At 60.4% G+C, this 16136-nt stretch carries 15 protein-coding genes; 12 read left to right on the top strand and 3 right to left on the bottom strand.

Annotated features, from left to right (window positions below; translation table 11 throughout):
• Positions 1-10: 10 nt before the first annotated feature.
• Positions 11-190 carry a hypothetical protein gene (locus OEG84_RS15705; protein WP_267654621.1) on the bottom strand — a complete coding sequence of 60 codons (180 nt, stop codon included), beginning with the start codon at positions 188-190 and terminating at the stop codon, positions 11-13.
• Between the two features lie 184 nt (positions 191-374).
• Between OEG84_RS15705 and OEG84_RS15700 the strand changes: the two genes are divergently transcribed.
• Both OEG84_RS15700 and pdxR read left to right on the top strand, forming a co-directional pair.
• Positions 375-1757, top strand: a complete 1383-nt coding sequence (locus OEG84_RS15700; protein ID WP_267654620.1) for an aminotransferase family protein — start codon at positions 375-377, stop codon at positions 1755-1757.
• Between the two features lie 104 nt (positions 1758-1861).
• On the top strand, positions 1862-3334 hold the full coding sequence (gene pdxR, locus OEG84_RS15695) for a MocR-like pyridoxine biosynthesis transcription factor PdxR (protein ID WP_267654619.1): 1473 nt from the start codon (positions 1862-1864) through the stop codon (positions 3332-3334).
• 35 nt (positions 3335-3369) lie between these two features.
• On the opposite strand, the gene xsc is transcribed toward pdxR, so the two are convergent.
• A complete protein-coding gene (gene xsc / locus OEG84_RS15690; protein ID WP_267654618.1) occupies positions 3370-5154 on the bottom strand; it encodes a sulfoacetaldehyde acetyltransferase in 1785 nt (594 codons plus the stop codon).
• A 444-nt stretch (positions 5155-5598) separates the two neighbouring features.
• Between xsc and OEG84_RS15685 the strand changes: the two genes are divergently transcribed.
• The 10 genes from OEG84_RS15685 to OEG84_RS15640 all read left to right on the top strand — a co-directional run bounded on the left by OEG84_RS15685 (position 5599) and on the right by OEG84_RS15640 (position 15613).
• Entirely contained in the window at positions 5599-6360 is a 762-nt protein-coding gene (locus OEG84_RS15685) for an IclR family transcriptional regulator (RefSeq protein ID WP_267654617.1), read from the top strand.
• Positions 6361-6907: 547 nt separating this feature from the next.
• A complete protein-coding gene (locus OEG84_RS15680; RefSeq protein ID WP_267656209.1) occupies positions 6908-8191 on the top strand; it encodes a polyhydroxyalkanoate depolymerase in 1284 nt (427 codons plus the stop codon).
• 161 nt (positions 8192-8352) lie between these two features.
• Positions 8353-8784 carry a DUF2852 domain-containing protein gene (locus tag OEG84_RS15675; protein WP_267654616.1) on the top strand — a complete coding sequence of 144 codons (432 nt, stop codon included), beginning with the start codon at positions 8353-8355 and terminating at the stop codon, positions 8782-8784.
• A gap of 166 nt (positions 8785-8950) precedes the next feature.
• Entirely contained in the window at positions 8951-9697 is a 747-nt protein-coding gene (locus tag OEG84_RS15670; RefSeq protein ID WP_267654615.1) for a M48 family metallopeptidase, read from the top strand.
• A 110-nt stretch (positions 9698-9807) separates the two neighbouring features.
• The gene (locus tag OEG84_RS15665; RefSeq protein WP_267654614.1) at positions 9808-10482 is read left to right on the top strand and encodes a phosphoribosylanthranilate isomerase; all 675 of its coding nucleotides are present in this window, start codon (positions 9808-9810) and stop codon (positions 10480-10482) included.
• On the top strand, positions 10479-11699 hold the full coding sequence (gene trpB / locus OEG84_RS15660; RefSeq protein WP_267654613.1) for a tryptophan synthase subunit beta: 1221 nt from the start codon (positions 10479-10481) through the stop codon (positions 11697-11699). Before OEG84_RS15665 ends, trpB begins: the two co-directional genes overlap by 4 nt.
• Positions 11700-11701: 2 nt before the next feature.
• A complete protein-coding gene (locus tag OEG84_RS15655; protein ID WP_267654612.1) occupies positions 11702-12412 on the top strand; it encodes a flavodoxin family protein in 711 nt (236 codons plus the stop codon).
• Entirely contained in the window at positions 12409-13248 is an 840-nt protein-coding gene (trpA, locus tag OEG84_RS15650; RefSeq protein WP_267654611.1) for a tryptophan synthase subunit alpha, read from the top strand. The genes OEG84_RS15655 and trpA overlap by 4 nt, the downstream gene beginning before the upstream one ends.
• A 36-nt stretch (positions 13249-13284) precedes the next feature.
• Positions 13285-14226, top strand: a complete 942-nt coding sequence (gene accD / locus OEG84_RS15645) for an acetyl-CoA carboxylase, carboxyltransferase subunit beta (RefSeq protein WP_267654610.1) — start codon at positions 13285-13287, stop codon at positions 14224-14226.
• A gap of 40 nt (positions 14227-14266) precedes the next feature.
• Positions 14267-15613, top strand: a complete 1347-nt coding sequence (locus OEG84_RS15640; protein WP_267654609.1) for a bifunctional folylpolyglutamate synthase/dihydrofolate synthase — start codon at positions 14267-14269, stop codon at positions 15611-15613.
• An 82-nt stretch (positions 15614-15695) separates the two neighbouring features.
• On the opposite strand, the gene trxA is transcribed toward OEG84_RS15640, so the two are convergent.
• Positions 15696-16019: a thioredoxin gene (gene trxA, locus OEG84_RS15635; protein ID WP_267654608.1), complete on the bottom strand. Its 324-nt coding sequence runs from the start codon at positions 16017-16019 to the stop codon at positions 15696-15698.
• Positions 16020-16136 lie beyond the last annotated feature (117 nt).

Below are 16136 nucleotides of genomic sequence, written 5' to 3'. Positions count from 1 at the left end.
TGTTTTCTGCTCAACCGCGGCCCTTCCACGGCAGCAGCCACCTTTCAGCCATCCACATCAGGATATCGATACCGTAGCCGATGATGCCGAGGAACTGCCATTTCGACGCGTTATTCGTGTCTATTTCGCGTTCTTTTGCTTCGATATTGCGCGAATAGGATGGTTTCGAACAAATCAGCTTTCGAGCCATAGCGCCAATTTGGCAACGAATACTGTACCAGTTTCGAATGCTGCCCTCAGGCCTTTGGTTTTATTCAGATTTTCTGGACATATAACAGATACGGCTCTGGCCCTATTCTCCTGGCAAGGACTTCGGCGATGGTTTTGCGGCCAGAGGTTTGTCGAAACCTGTAATTTCCGGGAGGAGCCCGATCATGAACCTGTCCATCCAAGCCAATGACATCCAGGCCGTCATCGACGCCGACCGGGCCCATGTCTGGCATCATTTGATCCAGCACAAACCGTTCGAGGCGATCGATCCCAGAATCATGGTCGAGGGGCGCGGCATGCGGGTCTGGGACGCCACCGGCAAGGAACACCTCGACGCGGTATCGGGTGGGGTCTGGACGGTCAATGTCGGCTATGGCCGCGAGAGCATCGCCAACGCGGTGCGCGACCAGCTGATCAAGATGAATTATTTCGCCAACAGCGCCGGCTCGATTCCCGGCGCGCTGTTCGCCAAGAAACTCATCGAAAAAATGCCGGGCATGAGCCGGGTCTATTACTCGAACTCCGGATCAGAGGCCAACGAGAAGGCCTTCAAGATGATCCGGCAGATCTCGCATCGGCATCATGGCGGCAAGAAATACAAGATCCTCTACCGTGACCGGGATTATCACGGCACCACGCTGGCCGCGCTGTCGGCCGGTGGGCAGCCACAACGGGTGGAACAATACGGACCCCTGGCGCCCGGTTTCGTGATGGTGCCGCATTGTCTTGAATACCGCAGCCAGTACCCGGACGCCGAAAGCTATGGCGAGGCCGCAGCCAACGCGATCGAGGAGGTGATCCTGCGCGAAGGCCCCGATACCGTAGGCGGCTTGTGTCTGGAGCCGATCACCGCCGGTGGCGGCGTCATCACTCCGCCCGCCGGCTACTGGGAGCGGGTGCAGGAGATCTGCCGCAAATACAATATTCTGCTGCATATCGATGAAGTGGTCTGCGGTGTCGGCCGCACCGGCGCCTGGTTCGGCTATCAGCATTACGGCATCAAGCCCGATTTCGTGACCATGGCCAAGGGCGTCGCCTCGGGCTATGCGGCGATTTCCTGTACAGTGACGACGGAAGCGGTGTTCGAGCAGTTCAAGGACGACGCGGGCGACCCGATGTCCTATTTCCGCGATATCTCGACCTTCGGCGGCTGCGCGGCCGGACCGGCGGCGGCGCTGGAAAATATGCGCATCATCGAAGACGAGAAGCTGATCGACAACACCCAGGCGATGGGCCATCGGCTGTTTGACAACCTGCTGGCGCTTCAGGAAAAGCACGCGGTAATCGGCGAGGTTCGCGGCAAGGGGCTGTTTGTCGGCGCCGAACTGGTCGAGGACCGCCACAGTCGCACGCCGGCGGAGGAGAAAAGAGTTCAGGCAGTGGTGGCCGATTGCATGGCGCAAGGTGTCATCATCGGCGCCACCAACCGGTCACTGCCTGGCTTCAACAACACCTTGTGCCTGAGCCCGGCGCTGATCGCCACGGCATCCGACATTGACCAGATCACCGACAGCATCGATCAGGCACTCACACGGGTGTTCGGATAGTTGCAGGAATGATCGGAAAGAAGGGACGGCACCCGACGAGCGTGCCGTCCCTTCCTATCCGTCCACGCTACCGATATGCTGGCCCGAACTGGCCAGATATCCAAATGTCGATTCCGATAGACACATTTTTCCTCGATCCGAAATTCGAGGGGACACTGCAACAGAAAATCCAGAGGATGATCAGCGAGGGTGTGCTGTCCGCGCGCTTTCCGCCCGGCGCCAAACTGCCGTCAAGCCGCAAGCTGGCGGCGCACCTCGGGGTCAGCCGGATTACGGTGACGCTGGCCTATAGCGAACTTGTCTCCGACGACTATCTGATCGCCAAGGGACGGTCAGGTTACTACGTCTCGCCGACCGCGCCGCAGCGCACCCGGTTCGACCTGCCAAAGACGGCGGGCAGGGATTCGGTCGACTGGAACCGGGCAATCGGGCAGCGCTATTCCAATCAAATAATGCCGGAAAAGCCAGTCGACTGGCGCACCTACCCTTACCCGTTCATCTACGGTCAGGCAGACGAGAAAATTTTTGACCACAGCAACTGGCGGCAATGCGCCATGCAGGCGCTGGGCAAGCGCGAATTTTCCATCGTTACCGCCGACAGTTACGAGCGCGACGACCCGGAACTGGTCAAATATATTGCGCTCAACACGCTGCCGCGACGCGGCATTCACGCCCGGCCGGAACAGATCCTGATCACCATGGGCGCGCAGAACGCGCTGTGGCTTAGCGCCCAGGTGCTGCTCAATCAACGGCGCACGGCGGCGATGGAAAACCCCGGTTATCCCGGGCTTCGGGTGGCGCTCAACCTGGCGCGCTGCAATGTCGTGTCGGTGCCGGTCGACAAGGACGGTATGCAGCTTGACGCGCTGCCGGGGGAAACCGACGTTGTTTTCACCGCACCAAGCCATCATTGCCCCACCAATGTCACCATGCCGCTGGAACGGCGGCACGCGCTCCTGGAGATGGCGGCACGGCATGATTTCCTGATCGTCGAGGACGACTATGAATTCGAGATGTCGTTTCTCAATCCGCCGGAGCCGGCGCTCAAGTCACTCGATGAGGAAGGCCGGGTGATCTATGTCGGCTCGTTCTCGAAGTCGCTGTTTCCGGGGTTGCGACTTGGCTACATGGTCGGATCGGAAACCTTCATCCACGAAGCAAGGGCATTGCGCGCGGCGATCCTCAGACATCCGCCAGGCCATCTGCAGCGAACCACCGCCAATTTTTTGTCGCTTGGCCATTACGACGCGCTGGTGGCGCGCATGGGCCAGGTCTACCGCCAGCGCCGCGAGGTCATGCAGACGGCGATTGCTCGCTGTGGCCTGCAGACCGCCGGCGTCGACGTTTCGGGCGGCTCCAGCTTCTGGATGAAGACCCCGGCGCCTATCGACGCGCAAGATCTGGCGGCGGCACTCAAGCAGCGCGGCGTGCTGATCGAGCCCGGCCATGTATTCTTCGAATACCCAGAAGACGGAAGCCGCTATTATCGCATCGCTTATTCGTCAATCGAAAGCGCCAAGATAGATGCCGGCATCACCATCATCGCCGAGACGATTGACGGTTTCCGGCATACCTGACCAAGCATGGTCCCGCCGACTTACGCCTCGAGCTTTTATGACGCGCCCGGTTGTGGCTGCATGTCATCGCGGCTGATGCCGGCCACCACATTCGGCTTCTTCATTGCGTCACGGCGGAACGGCTCGCCGAGTTCCTGGTTGAGCAGAACCTCGATGAAGGTGGTTTCCCCATCTTTCATCTGCAGCTCCACCGCCTTCTGCAGTTCTTCAGTCAGGCCCTGCTGGTCGCTGACGACGACACCGCGGGCGCCGCAGGCCTCGGCGATCGCCGCATAGGAAGTGTCGCGGTCAAGTTCGGTGCCGACGAAATTGTCGGCATACCACAGCGTCGTATTGCGCTTTTCCGCGCCCCACTGGTAATTGCGGAAGATCACCATGGTGATTGCCGGCCACGCGTCGCGGCCGCAGGCGGTCATCTCGTTCATGGAAATCCCGAAAGCCCCGTCGCCGGAAAAGCCCACGACCGGAACATCGGGTTGGCCGATCTTGGCGCCGAGGATCGACGGAAACCCGTAACCGCAGGGGCCGAACAGGCCGGGCGCAAGGTATTTGCGCCCCTGTTCAAAAGTCGGATAGGCGTTGCCAATGGCGCAATTATTGCCGATGTCGGACGAAATGATCGCATCGCGCGGCAGTGCCGACTGGATCGCCCGCCAGGCTTGGCGCGGCGACATCAGATCGGCGTCACGGGCACGGGCCTCCTCGTTCCAGACCGTGCCGGGATCGTCATCCTCGTGATCGAGCGAGGAGAGTTCCTGGGCCCAACGGGACTTGGTCAGCGATACCAGATTGCGGCGGTCTTCGCGGCCGGAATCTCCGGCATTGTCGGCAAGCTGGTCGAGAATGGAACGAGCGACCTTGGCGGCATCACCTTCAATGCCGACGCTGACCTTCTTGGTCAGTCCGATGCGGTCGGCGTTGATGTCCACCTGGATCACTTCGGCGTCTTTTGGCCAGTAATCGATACCATAGCCCGGCAAGGTCGAGAACGGGTTGAGCCTGGTGCCGAGCGCCAGCACCACATCTGCCCTCGCAATCAGTTCCATCGCCGCCTTCGAGCCATTGTAGCCCAGCGGTCCGACGGCAAGCGGGTGCGAGCCGGGAAAGCTGTCATTGTGCTGGTAATTCGAGCAGACCGGCGCATCAAGGCGGTCGGCCAGTGCGACAACGTGAGGGATGGCGCCAGACAGCACCACGCCGGCGCCCGAAAGAATCACGGGAAATTTGGCTTTCGAGAGCAGTTCAGCGGCCTGGGCAATGGCCCGTTCACCGCCGGAGGGGCGTTCGAAGCGGACCACCTGCGGCAGTTCGACATCGATAACTTGCGTCCACATGTCGCGTGGCACATTCATCTGCGCCGGGGCCGAACCGCGCGAGGCCTTCATGATTACCCGGTTGAGCACTTCGGGCATGCGCGACGGGTCACGCACTTCTTCCTGGTAGCAGACGCAATCGGCAAACAGCCGCATCTGCTCCATTTCCTGAAAGCCGCCCTGACCGATGGTCTTGTTGGCCGCCTGTGGGGTAATCAGCAGCATCGGCGTGTGATTCCAGTAGGCGGTCTTGACCGGGGTGACAAAGCCGGTGACACCGGGTCCGTTCTGGGCAATCGCCATCGCCATCTTGCCGGTGGAACGGATGAAACCATCGCACATCAGCCCGGCATTGGTTTCATGAGCGCAGTCCCAGAAGGTGATTCCGGCCTGCGGGAAGAGATCCGACACCGGCATCATGGCCGAGCCGATGATGCCGAATGCATGTTCGATTCCATGCATCTGCAGAACTTTGACGAACGCTTCCTCGGTGGTCATCTTGGGCATGAGACATTCCTCCTTGTTGCGATCCAGAAACCACAACTGGCCCGATGTGCTCTAGAGCCAGTTTGGCTGCGTCACAGCGCCAGATTCGAGCCCGGCCGGATCGCCCACCGGGAAATCCCTGCCGGGTTTGCCAATGCGGGATGCACCAGCCGGTGGTTTGCTGCGCATACCGGCCGGGGGTGGCAATCTGCAACCAGGGCTCCTACATGCAGTTCCCGATTGCCCGAGCAAGTGATTCGGCATCCGGATTGTTTGACCCGACTGTTCGAGTGGCCCGCGCACAAGTAACAGTGCCAAACGCCTCGGCATCGGGAAAGCTGGCCGACACAGAAGGCATACCAACCGTTCAAGACGACATATTATCGTATTCATGCCGCACTCTATATCGCATACCGCGATAGGCCTTGCAGATGCTGTAAGTGAACTTCTGACCTCGGAGACAACGTGCCTAATTCCGAAGATCGCATTGCTACAAATCTGCGTACGCTGCTCATTCTGGAAGCCATCGGCAAGGCTGCCGAACCTTTGACACCGACCGAAATAAACCAGTCGATCGGGCTTCCCAAGCAGACCATCCATCGGCTTTGCGCGACCATGGTTGCGGAAGGATTTCTGCTCTACGAACCCGGTGGCAAGCGGTTGCGGCCGGCACGGCGGTCCCGGACAATCGGCGCCGGGCTGTTGCATTCCTCGCGTGACCACATTCTGCGCCGGCAGATCCTTCTGGAGCTGGCGTCGAAAATCCGGGAGACCGTCAATTATGTCGTCCCCGAAGACGATGGCATGAATTATCTCGACCGGGTCGAGACCGACTGGGCGTTCCGTGTGCTGTTGCCAATCGGCACGCATGTGCCGTTCCATTGCACGGCCAGCGGCAAGGTGTTTCTGGCGAGCCTGGATGCCCGCAAGCGCAAGGCCTATGCCCAGGCGCTGACACTTGATCGCAAGACGGCGAACACCATCACCGATCCCGACGATCTGCTGCGCGAGCTTTCATTGGTGAGCAAGCGCGGATTCGCCTTCGATGATGAGGAATTCATGGACGGCATGATCGCCATTGCCGTTCCGGTGCTCGACAGCGAAGGGCGGTTCCTGGCGGCACTCGCCTGTCATGGGCCGACCGTGCGGATGACGCTGGAGATGCTGGAAAGCTTCGTTCCGGAGTTTGATGCCGCGGTCAAGAAAATGCAGATCATGCTGTGCTGATAGCGGCCACATTCCCGAACTTTGTCGATTGATCAGAATACACTCCGCAGCGTGAACTCGTTTGCGCAATGGGCGATGATCACAGCCCGATGGCGGCAATCCTCGGAAGAAAAAGAGAGCCAGTGTCGTTTGCGCTTCCAATCGGATGCGCGGCGCGGAAGCCGGGCCTTGCGTCGGATATCAAGGCCAGTTTTGCCGCGCCAATAGGTGGCAGGCAGACGCGGCCGCAGCGGCCGCAATCGGCAGGTTCATCACTCAAACAGTCAAACTTGACCCCGTTTTACCGCACCGCACGCGTTGCTGAGCGCCGTAAACGTGTTTTCTGCCGCATTGCGGCAGAGCGTAAACCCATGAAACGATGAACCTATCTCATCCATTGGTCGAATGGGCTGACGGTTTACCACGGGGGCGTTGTTGCCATGCAGCAAAACCGTGCTACGCTCCGCCCCTGCTTTCGCGGTGCACCACGCCAGACTGCCGCAAGCTAAAGCAACGTAAGATGGCAAGCGCCCACAGCCGGGTCGGCCAGCAAAAGGGACAACACTTCATGTTCTACCAGATGTACGAGCTCAACCATGCGGCTCTGGCGCCGATGCGAGCTTACGCCGATGCGATGCGGATGACTTTCCGCAACCCCGTCAACCCGATGTCGCACACCTCCTTTGGACGCTCCGTGGCCGCCGGTTTCGAAATGTTCGAACGAACCACGCGCCGTTACGGCAAGCCCGAATTCGGCCTTGAACAGACCACGCTGAAATCCGGCCCGGTCTCTGTGCATGAGAAAATCGTCTGGTCGAAACCGTTCTGCAACCTCATTCACTTCGAACGCTGCCTGCCCGCCAACCACCCGCAAGACCCTAAGATTTTGGTCGTAGCGCCGATGTCGGGCCATTACGCGACATTGTTGCGCGGTACGGTGGAAACATTGCTGCCCGATGCCGAGGTCTATGTCACCGACTGGACCGACGCACGCATGGTACCCGTCAGCGACGGTCGCTTCGACCTCGACGATTATGTCGATTACATCATCGAGATGCTGCATGAACTTGGGCCCGAAACCCATGTGATCGCCGTCTGCCAGCCATCGGTTCCGGTTCTGGCTGCCGTGGCATTGATGGAAGAAGACGGCGACAAGTTCGCGCCTTCATCAATGACGCTGATGGGCGGACCGATCGACACCCGCATCAATCCGACCGGCGTCAACGAACTGGCGCAGGCCAAGCCGCTGGAATGGTTTGCCGACAATGTGATCATGCAGATCCCGTGGCCGCTGCCGGCCTTTACCCGCTCGGTTTATCCGGGGTTCCTGCAATTGTCGGGCTTCATGACCATGAATCTTGACCGCCACATGATCGCGCAGAAGGATTTCTACCTGCACCTGGTCAAGGATGACGGCGATTCGGCCGAGCGGCATCGCGATTTTTACGACGAATATCTCGCGGTGATGGATCTGACCGCCGAATTCTATCTACAGACCGTCGATACGGTGTTCATCAAGCATTCGCTGCCCAAGGGCGAAATGATGCACCGCGGTCGCAAGATCGACACTACGGCGATCCGTTCGGTAGCGCTGCAGACGGTCGAAGGCGAGAACGACGATATTTCCGGACTTGGCCAGACCGAAGCGGCACAGACCATCTGCCCCAACATTCCCGACGCCATGCGGCAGCATTACGTGCAGCCGAAGGTCGGTCATTACGGCGTGTTCAACGGCTCGCGCTTCCGTGCCGAGATCGCCCCGCGAATCATCGAATTCGCCCGCGCCAACGCCCGTGCGGACCGTAGTTCGAAGACTGCGCCGAAGCTCGTCAAGGGTGGCCGCAGCCACTGAAAATGAAAATCAACCGCATTTTAGTTATCCGATAATCTTGTTTTATACCAACAGGTTATCGGATTACTGCGGGCATTTTCTTGAATCGGCGGTCGACCCATACCACATCATTTACACAGGAAAACGCCCCCGCTTTCCTTCAAATGATGAGGTTTTCACCGATGACACAGACCGCAATGATCCGCCCGGCGTGGACGCCGGCAACCATCGCCCTGATGATCCTGGGGTTCATGGTTTTCTGGCCGCTGGGTCTGGCCATGCTGGCTTACATCCTGTTTGGTGACCGGCTTGATACGTTCAAGTCCGATGTCAACCGCGCCGCAGACGGCTTCGCCTGCTCGTTCCGCAGGAGCACCCATGCGCCGCGCACGAGCACCGGCAACGTGGCTTTTGACGAATGGCGCGACGCCGAGATGGCGCGGCTTGATGAAGAACGCAAGAAGCTCGATGAAATGCGCCAGGAATTCGACCAGCACATGCGCGACCTTCGCATGGCCCGTGACCGCACCGAGTTCGAGCAGTTCATGGCCGACCGCAAGGCCAGCCAGAACAAGGCCAAGAAGGGCCGCTCGGTCCCTGAAATCGACGGCTGAACGGCCGCAACATGACCTCCCTGGAGGGCGGCGCCCATCGCGCCGCCCTTTTTGATTCAATGCTATTTGGCCGGTACACTATCATGCAAGCCGTGGCTGCTGCAGCCCGGACGCTTTGCCGTGCTAATTGTCGCTCTCAAAACGCTCGAATCGGTTATGAGAAACCATGTTCGGATTAGGCCGCCCCACCCGCAGATCGCCCGCGCCACGGCCACAAGCCGTGAGCGTCAATGGCCGTGAGTTACCGCTGACGATCCGTGAACACGCCCGCGCCACCCGCATGACACTGCGGATAGAGCCCGGCGGGCATGCCTTGAAGCTGACCATTCCGCCCGGTTTGCCAAGCCCCGAGATTGACGCGTTCCTGACCCGCCATCACGGCTGGCTGATGACGCGGCTTGCCCGGGTTCCTGATACCGGACCGCTCGCCGAGATCGGCAAGATCACCATTCGCGGGGTCGTGCACCGGATCGAAATGACAGGCAAATTGCGCGGGCTGGCAGAAGTAACCGAGATCGACGGCGAGCCGGTACTGCTGGTTTCGGGCAACCCGGAACATGCCGGCCGGCGTGTGTCGGATCACCTCAAGCGGGTGGCACGGGCCGAGCTCGAGGTTCTGGTGGCCGGCCATGCGGCAGATCTTGGCAAGAAGGTGCGGTCGATTTCCTACAAGGATACCAAGAGCCGCTGGGGATCGTGCACGTCGGAGGGCAACCTGTCGTTTTCCTGGCGGATCGCCATGGCGCCGGACTTCGTCATCGATTATCTGGCCGCCCACGAGGTGGCGCATCTGGCGGAAATGAACCACGGACCCAATTTCTGGGCGACCTGCAAAAGGCTCTGCCCGCGCACCGATGAGGGCAAGCGCTGGCTCAAGCAGAATGGTTCGCGCCTGTTTGCGGTGAAGTTCTAATCCGGCGGCAGTTTTGCAGGCTGAATGTTTCCGTTGCCGGAGCGGTCTTGGTCGCGGCTTTGATGCATGCCCGTCTCGACTCCGCCATGGTTTTGTGCGAGTTCAGCCGCATGAAAGCGATGATCAAGATTTGCGGCCTGAGCACGCCCGAAGCGGTGGATCGCGCGGCCGAATTGGGCGCTGATATGGCGGGTTTCATTTTCTTCGAAAAGAGCCCGCGCCATGTCACCGTCTCCACCGCCGCCGGCCTTGCCCAGCAGGCACGGCGCCGGGGCCTGAAAACGGTCGCGGTCACAGTCGACATGGACGATTCCGGCCTTGACGAGATCGTCGCGCAAATGAAGCCCGACTGGCTGCAACTGCATGGTGGCGAAAGCCCCGAGCGCGCCGCGGAACTGAAAGCGCGGTTCGGCCTGCCGGTGATGAAGGCATTTGCCATCCGCGAGGCCGCAGACCTTGCGCGGATCGCTCCCTACCAGGGCATTGCCGACCGGTTTTTATTCGACGCCAAGCCGCCGAAGGGATCCGATCTGCCCGGCGGCAACGGCGTCAGCTTCGACTGGCGTCTGCTTGCCAAGCTTGACGAGGCCGCTAGTTACATGCTTTCCGGTGGGCTGACAAAAGACAATATTGGCGAGGCGCTGGCGATCAGCGGCGCGCCGGGCGTCGATGTTTCGTCGGGCGTTGAAAGCGCACCGGGCATCAAGGATCTCTCTATGATGGACGGCTTCGTCCAGGCGGTTCGCGATGCGGACAAAATTCGGTCTCAGGAGTACGTGAAGTGAACCAGCCAACCACCCCGAATTCATTCCGCACCGGCCCTGATGAACAGGGCATGTTCGGTATTTTTGGCGGTCGTTTCGTTGCCGAAACACTGATGCCGCTGATCCTCGAACTGGAAGAGGAATGGGCCAAGGCAAAAGCTGACCCGGCCTTCCGCGCCGAGCTCGACTATCTCAACTCCCATTATGTCGGACGGCCCTCGCCGCTGTATTTTGCCGAGCGGCTGACCGAGCATCTGGGCGGCGCCAAGATCTATTTCAAGCGCGACGAGCTCAACCACACCGGCTCGCACAAGATCAACAATTGCATCGGCCAGATCCTGTTGGCCAAACGCATGGGCAAGACTCGGATCATCGCCGAAACCGGCGCCGGCCAGCACGGTGTCGCCACAGCCACTGTGGCGGCACGTTTCGGCTATCCGTGCGAAGTCTATATGGGCGCCACCGATGTACAGCGGCAGGCGCCCAACGTGTTCCGGATGAAACTGCTTGGCGCCAAGGTCCATTCGGTTACATCCGGCCATGGCACGCTGAAAGATTCGATGAACGAGGCGCTTCGCGACTGGGTCACCAATGTCGACGACACCTATTACCTGATCGGCACCGCGGCGGGCCCGCACCCCTATCCGGAAATGGTGCGCACCTTCCAGTCGGTGATCGGCGAGGAAACCCGTGAACAGATGATGTCTGCCGAAGGCCGGTTGCCGGACATGCTGGTTGCAGCTGTCGGCGGCGGCTCCAACGCGATCGGCCTGTTTCACCCGTTCCTTGACGACAAGGATGTGCAGATTGTCGGCGTCGAGGCTGGCGGCAAGGGGCTGAACGGCGAAGAACATTGCGCCTCGCTTACCCTCGGCTCACCAGGCGTGCTGCATGGCAACCGCACCTATCTGCTGCAGGATGGCGACGGCCAGATCAAGGAAGGCCACTCGATCTCGGCCGGCCTCGATTATCCCGGCATCGGGCCCGAGCATTCATGGCTGAAGGAAGCCGGCCGGGTCGATTATGTGCCGATCATGGATACCGAGGCGCTTGAAGCGTTTCAGCTGTTGACCCGGCTTGAAGGCATCATCCCAGCACTGGAGCCCGCGCACGCGCTGGCCGAGGTGATCAAGCGCGCTCCGAAAATGGGCAAGGATCAGATCATCGTCATGAATCTGTGCGGCCGCGGCGACAAGGACATCTTCACCGTCGGCAAGATCCTCGGAATGGAGCTCTGAGCATGGTTGAATATTCCGATCTGAAGGCACTTTTCATCAACACCACGCTGAAGAGCACCGCGCAGGGCGAAAGCCACACCGAACGGCTGATGCGCAATTCGATGGCGATCATGCAAACCAATGGCGTGCAGGTCGACTATTTGCGTGCCGCGGACCATCATATCGCTTTCGGCGTGCAGCCCGACATGCGCGAGCACGGAGCTGACCGCGACGACTGGCCGGAGATTTTCTGGCCGAAAGTGCGCGATGCCGACATTCTGGTGGTCGGCACACCGTTGTGGCTGGGCGAGGAATCCTCGCTGTGCCGGGTGATCATCGAACGGCTCTATGCCCATTCCGGCCAGCGTAATGACCGCGGCCAGTATATCTATTACGGCAAGACCGGCGGCTGCGTGATCACCGGCAACGAGGACGGCGTCAAGCATGCCTCGATGACCTGCCTGTATGCCATGCAGCATGTCGGCTACACGATTCCGCCGCAGGCCGATTGCGGCTGGATCGGTGAAGTCGGGCCGGGCAAGTCCTATGGCGACGATGGCGCCGGCTATGACAACGACTTTACCAAGCGCAACACCACCTTCATGACCTGGAACCTGATGCATATGGCCCGTATGCTCAAGGACGCGGGCGGCATTCCGCGGCACGGCAACGACGTCAACGCCTGGAATGACGGCGCGCGCTTCGACCACCCCAAGATCGGACAAGCTGAATGACCACTCGCATCGACACCCGTTTTGAAAAACTCAAGGCCGAGGATCGGCCGGCGCTGGTGACCTATTTCATGGGCGGAGATCCGGATTACGACACATCGCTGAAGATTATGCAGGCGCTGCCGGGTGCGGGCTCCGATGTGATCGAGCTGGGGATGCCGTTCTCCGACCCGATGGCCGACGGGCCGGCAATCCAGATGGCCGGACAGCGGGCGCTCAAGGCCGGGCAGTCACTGAAGCGGACGCTGGATCTGGCGCGCGATTTCCGCAAGACCGACAACGAAACGCCAATCGTGCTGATGGGCTATTACAACCCGATCTATATCTATGGCGTCGAGAAATTCCTGGTTGATGCACGTGAGGCCGGTATCGACGGGCTTATCGTGGTCGACCTGCCGCCGGAAATGGACGAGGAACTGTGCCTGCCGGCGCTCAAGGCCGGGCTCAACTTCATCCGGCTGGCGACACCAACCACCGATGACAAGCGGTTGCCACGGGTGCTGAGCAACACCTCGGGCTTTGTCTATTATGTCTCGATGACCGGGATCACCGGATCGGCGATCGCCGATACGTCCAAAGTCAACCTTGCGGTCGAACGGATCAAGAGCCATACCGACCTGCCGGTCTGTGTCGGTTTCGGCGTCAAAACCGCCGAGCAGGCACGTGTCATCGGCCAGTCGGCTGATGGCGTGGTGGTCGGCACTGCCATCGTCAACCAGATCGCCAACACACTTGACGCCAACGGTGCGGCCACCGCCGATACCGTCGAAAGCGTCGCCACCATGGTCCGCGGACTGGCGACCGGCGTGCGTGCCGCACGTCTTGCGCCGGCGCAATAGCACCCCCACATTGGTGGAGAATTCGGAGATGACCCCGTGAACTGGATCACAAATTACGTCAGGCCAAAGATCAACTCGATGCTCGGCCGCCGCGAGGTGCCGGAGAATCTGTGGATCAAGTGCCCCGAAACCGGGGAAATGGTGTTTCACAGCGATCTGGAAGAAAACCATTTCGTCATTCCCGCCTCCGGCTACCACATGAAAATGTCGGCCGAAGCGCGGCTGAGACACATTTTTGGCGGCAGCCAATACGAGGTACTGCCATCACCGAAAGTGCCGCAGGATCCGCTGAAATTCCGGGATTCGAAGAAATATGCCGACCGTCTGAAAGACAGCCGCACCAAGACCGGGCTCGAGGATTCAGTGGTTGCCGCCCATGGCGCGGTGCGCGGGGTCGATATCGTCGCCTGCGTGCATGATTTTGCCTTCATGGGCGGTTCGCTCGGCATCGCCGCCGGCGAAGCCATCATCCAGGCGTTCGAAGCAGCCATAGCCCGCAACTGCCCCTTGGTGATGTTCCCGGCCTCGGGCGGCGCGCGGATGCAGGAAGGCATCCTGTCGCTGATGCAATTGCCGCGCACCACGGTGGCGGTGGAGATGCTCAAGGAAGCCGGGCTGCCCTATATCGTGGTGCTGACCAACCCGACCACCGGCGGCGTTTCAGCCTCCTATGCGATGCTCGGCGACGTGCATCTGGCCGAACCCGGCGCGGAAATCTGCTTTGCCGGCAAACGGGTGATCGAACAGACCATTCGTGAAAAGCTGCCCGAAGGCTTCCAGACGTCGGAATACCTGCTCGACCACGGCATGATCGACATGGTGGTGCACCGTCACGACCTGCCGGAAATGATTTCACGGCTGCTGCGGATTTTCCTGAAGATGGACGCTCCCGCACCGGTGGAACTTCCCGCTCAACCGGACGACGAAGCGGCAACAGCCGAGATCGCCGCCGACGAACCTGCGGAAGCCGCACAATAGGGCTGACGCTCAAAGGCGGCGGCAACAGGAATACGCCACAATGACAACACGAGAACCGGTGACGTCGGCGGCCGAACGGGAAATCAACGCACTGCTGGCGCTGCATCCGAAGGGCTTCGACCTGTCGCTCGGGCGGATCACGCGGCTGCTCGAGCGGCTCGGCAATCCGCACCACAGGCTGCCACCGATCATCCACATTGCCGGCACCAACGGCAAGGGTTCAACCAGCGCATTCTGCCGGGCAATCCTGGAGGCGCAGGGGCTGAAGGTGCATGTCCATACCTCGCCACACTTGGTCAACTGGCACGAGCGGTTTCGCCTCGGCGCAGAGGGTGGCGGCCGGCTTGCCGATGACGAAGTACTGGCCGATGCGGTGCGGCGGGTGGCAGTCGCCAATCAGGGCGAAATGATCACCGTGTTCGAGATCCTGACGGCGGTGATGTTCGTGCTGTTTTCCGAACACCCTGCGGATGCCGCCATCATCGAGGTGGGCCTCGGCGGCCGGTTTGACGCCACCAATGTGATCGAACGGCCGGCAGTGGCGGTGATCATGTCGATTTCGCTCGATCACCAGGCCTATCTGGGCGACCGGGTGGAACTGATCGCCGCTGAAAAGGCCGGCATTCTCAAGCCCGCGGTGCCGGTGGTGATCGGCGCACAACCGGAAGAGGCAGCGCGCGAGGTGCTGACCGGTATCGCCGCACGGCTTCGCTGTCCGCTCAATCTGTTTGGGCAGGATTTCTTCGCGCATGAGGAAAACGGCCGGCTGGTCTATCAGGATGAGGAGGAACTCATCGACCTGCCGCTACCGAGACTTGCCGGCCGGCACCAGCAGGCCAATGCAGCGGCGGCGATCCGCGCGTTGAAGGCGGCCGGCTTTGTCCTAGATGAACAGGCGATTGCCGCAGGGCTGACCAATGTCACCTGGCCGGGACGGTTGGAACGGCTGGCTCCGGGGCTGATTGCCCAGGACGCCATGGACGGGCTCGAAATCTGGATCGACGGCGGCCACAACCCCGGCGCCGGGCGGGTCATCGCCGAAGCCATGGCCAATCTCGAGGAACGTGACCCCCGGCCGCTGTATTTGATCACCGGAATGATCAACACCAAGGATCCAATTGGCTATTTCCACGCCTTCGCCGGCATGGTCCGGCACGTGTTTACGATTCCTGTGCCGGATTCAGAAGCTGGACTTGACCCGGAAGTTCTGGCCGACATCGCCGACGAGGCCGGACTGACCGCGGAAGCTGCCGATGACGTGGAAACCGCGATTTCCGCCATCTGCACCACCACCAATCGGCTGGAACCACCGCCGCGGATCCTGATCGGTGGCTCGCTCTATTTGCTGGGCGACGTTCTGAGACAAAACGGCACCCCGCCGGATTGAGAATTACATCCGTATCCCGCGCATAAAAAACCCGCCCGGTTGCCCGGGCGGGTTTTGACATAATTATTGTGGCGCGAAGAATTTACGCGACGGCGCTGGAAATCCAGTTCGACAGCGCGGTCTTCGGCGAAGCGCCAACCTTGATGTCGGCGACTGCACCGCCCTTGAACATTGCCAGCGTCGGGATTGAGCGGACGCCGAACTGCGAAGCAAGCTCAGGATTCTCGTCGATGTTGAGCTTGACGACCTTTACCTTGTCGCCCATTTCGTTGGAAATTTCCTCAAGGCTGGGCGCGATCATCTTGCACGGGCCGCACCATTCGGCCCAGAAGTCGACGACAACCGGAACAGTGGATTCGAGCACTTCGCTCTGAAAATTGGTGGCGTCTACTTTCATGGTTGCCATGCTGGGCACTCCTTTGGTGACTGCTTCAGGGCGCTGCGCATCGAACCAGATGCAAACAGGCAGCTCTTGCGTGTTAAATCTGCGCATCAGGCTTTCCGGATAACCGACTCGGTCGTT

Origin of the sequence: Hoeflea algicola, from assembly GCF_026619415.1 — a bacterium.
Lineage (GTDB): Bacteria > Pseudomonadota > Alphaproteobacteria > Rhizobiales > Rhizobiaceae > Hoeflea > Hoeflea algicola.
This window is presented reverse-complemented; position numbering and strand designations above follow the sequence as displayed.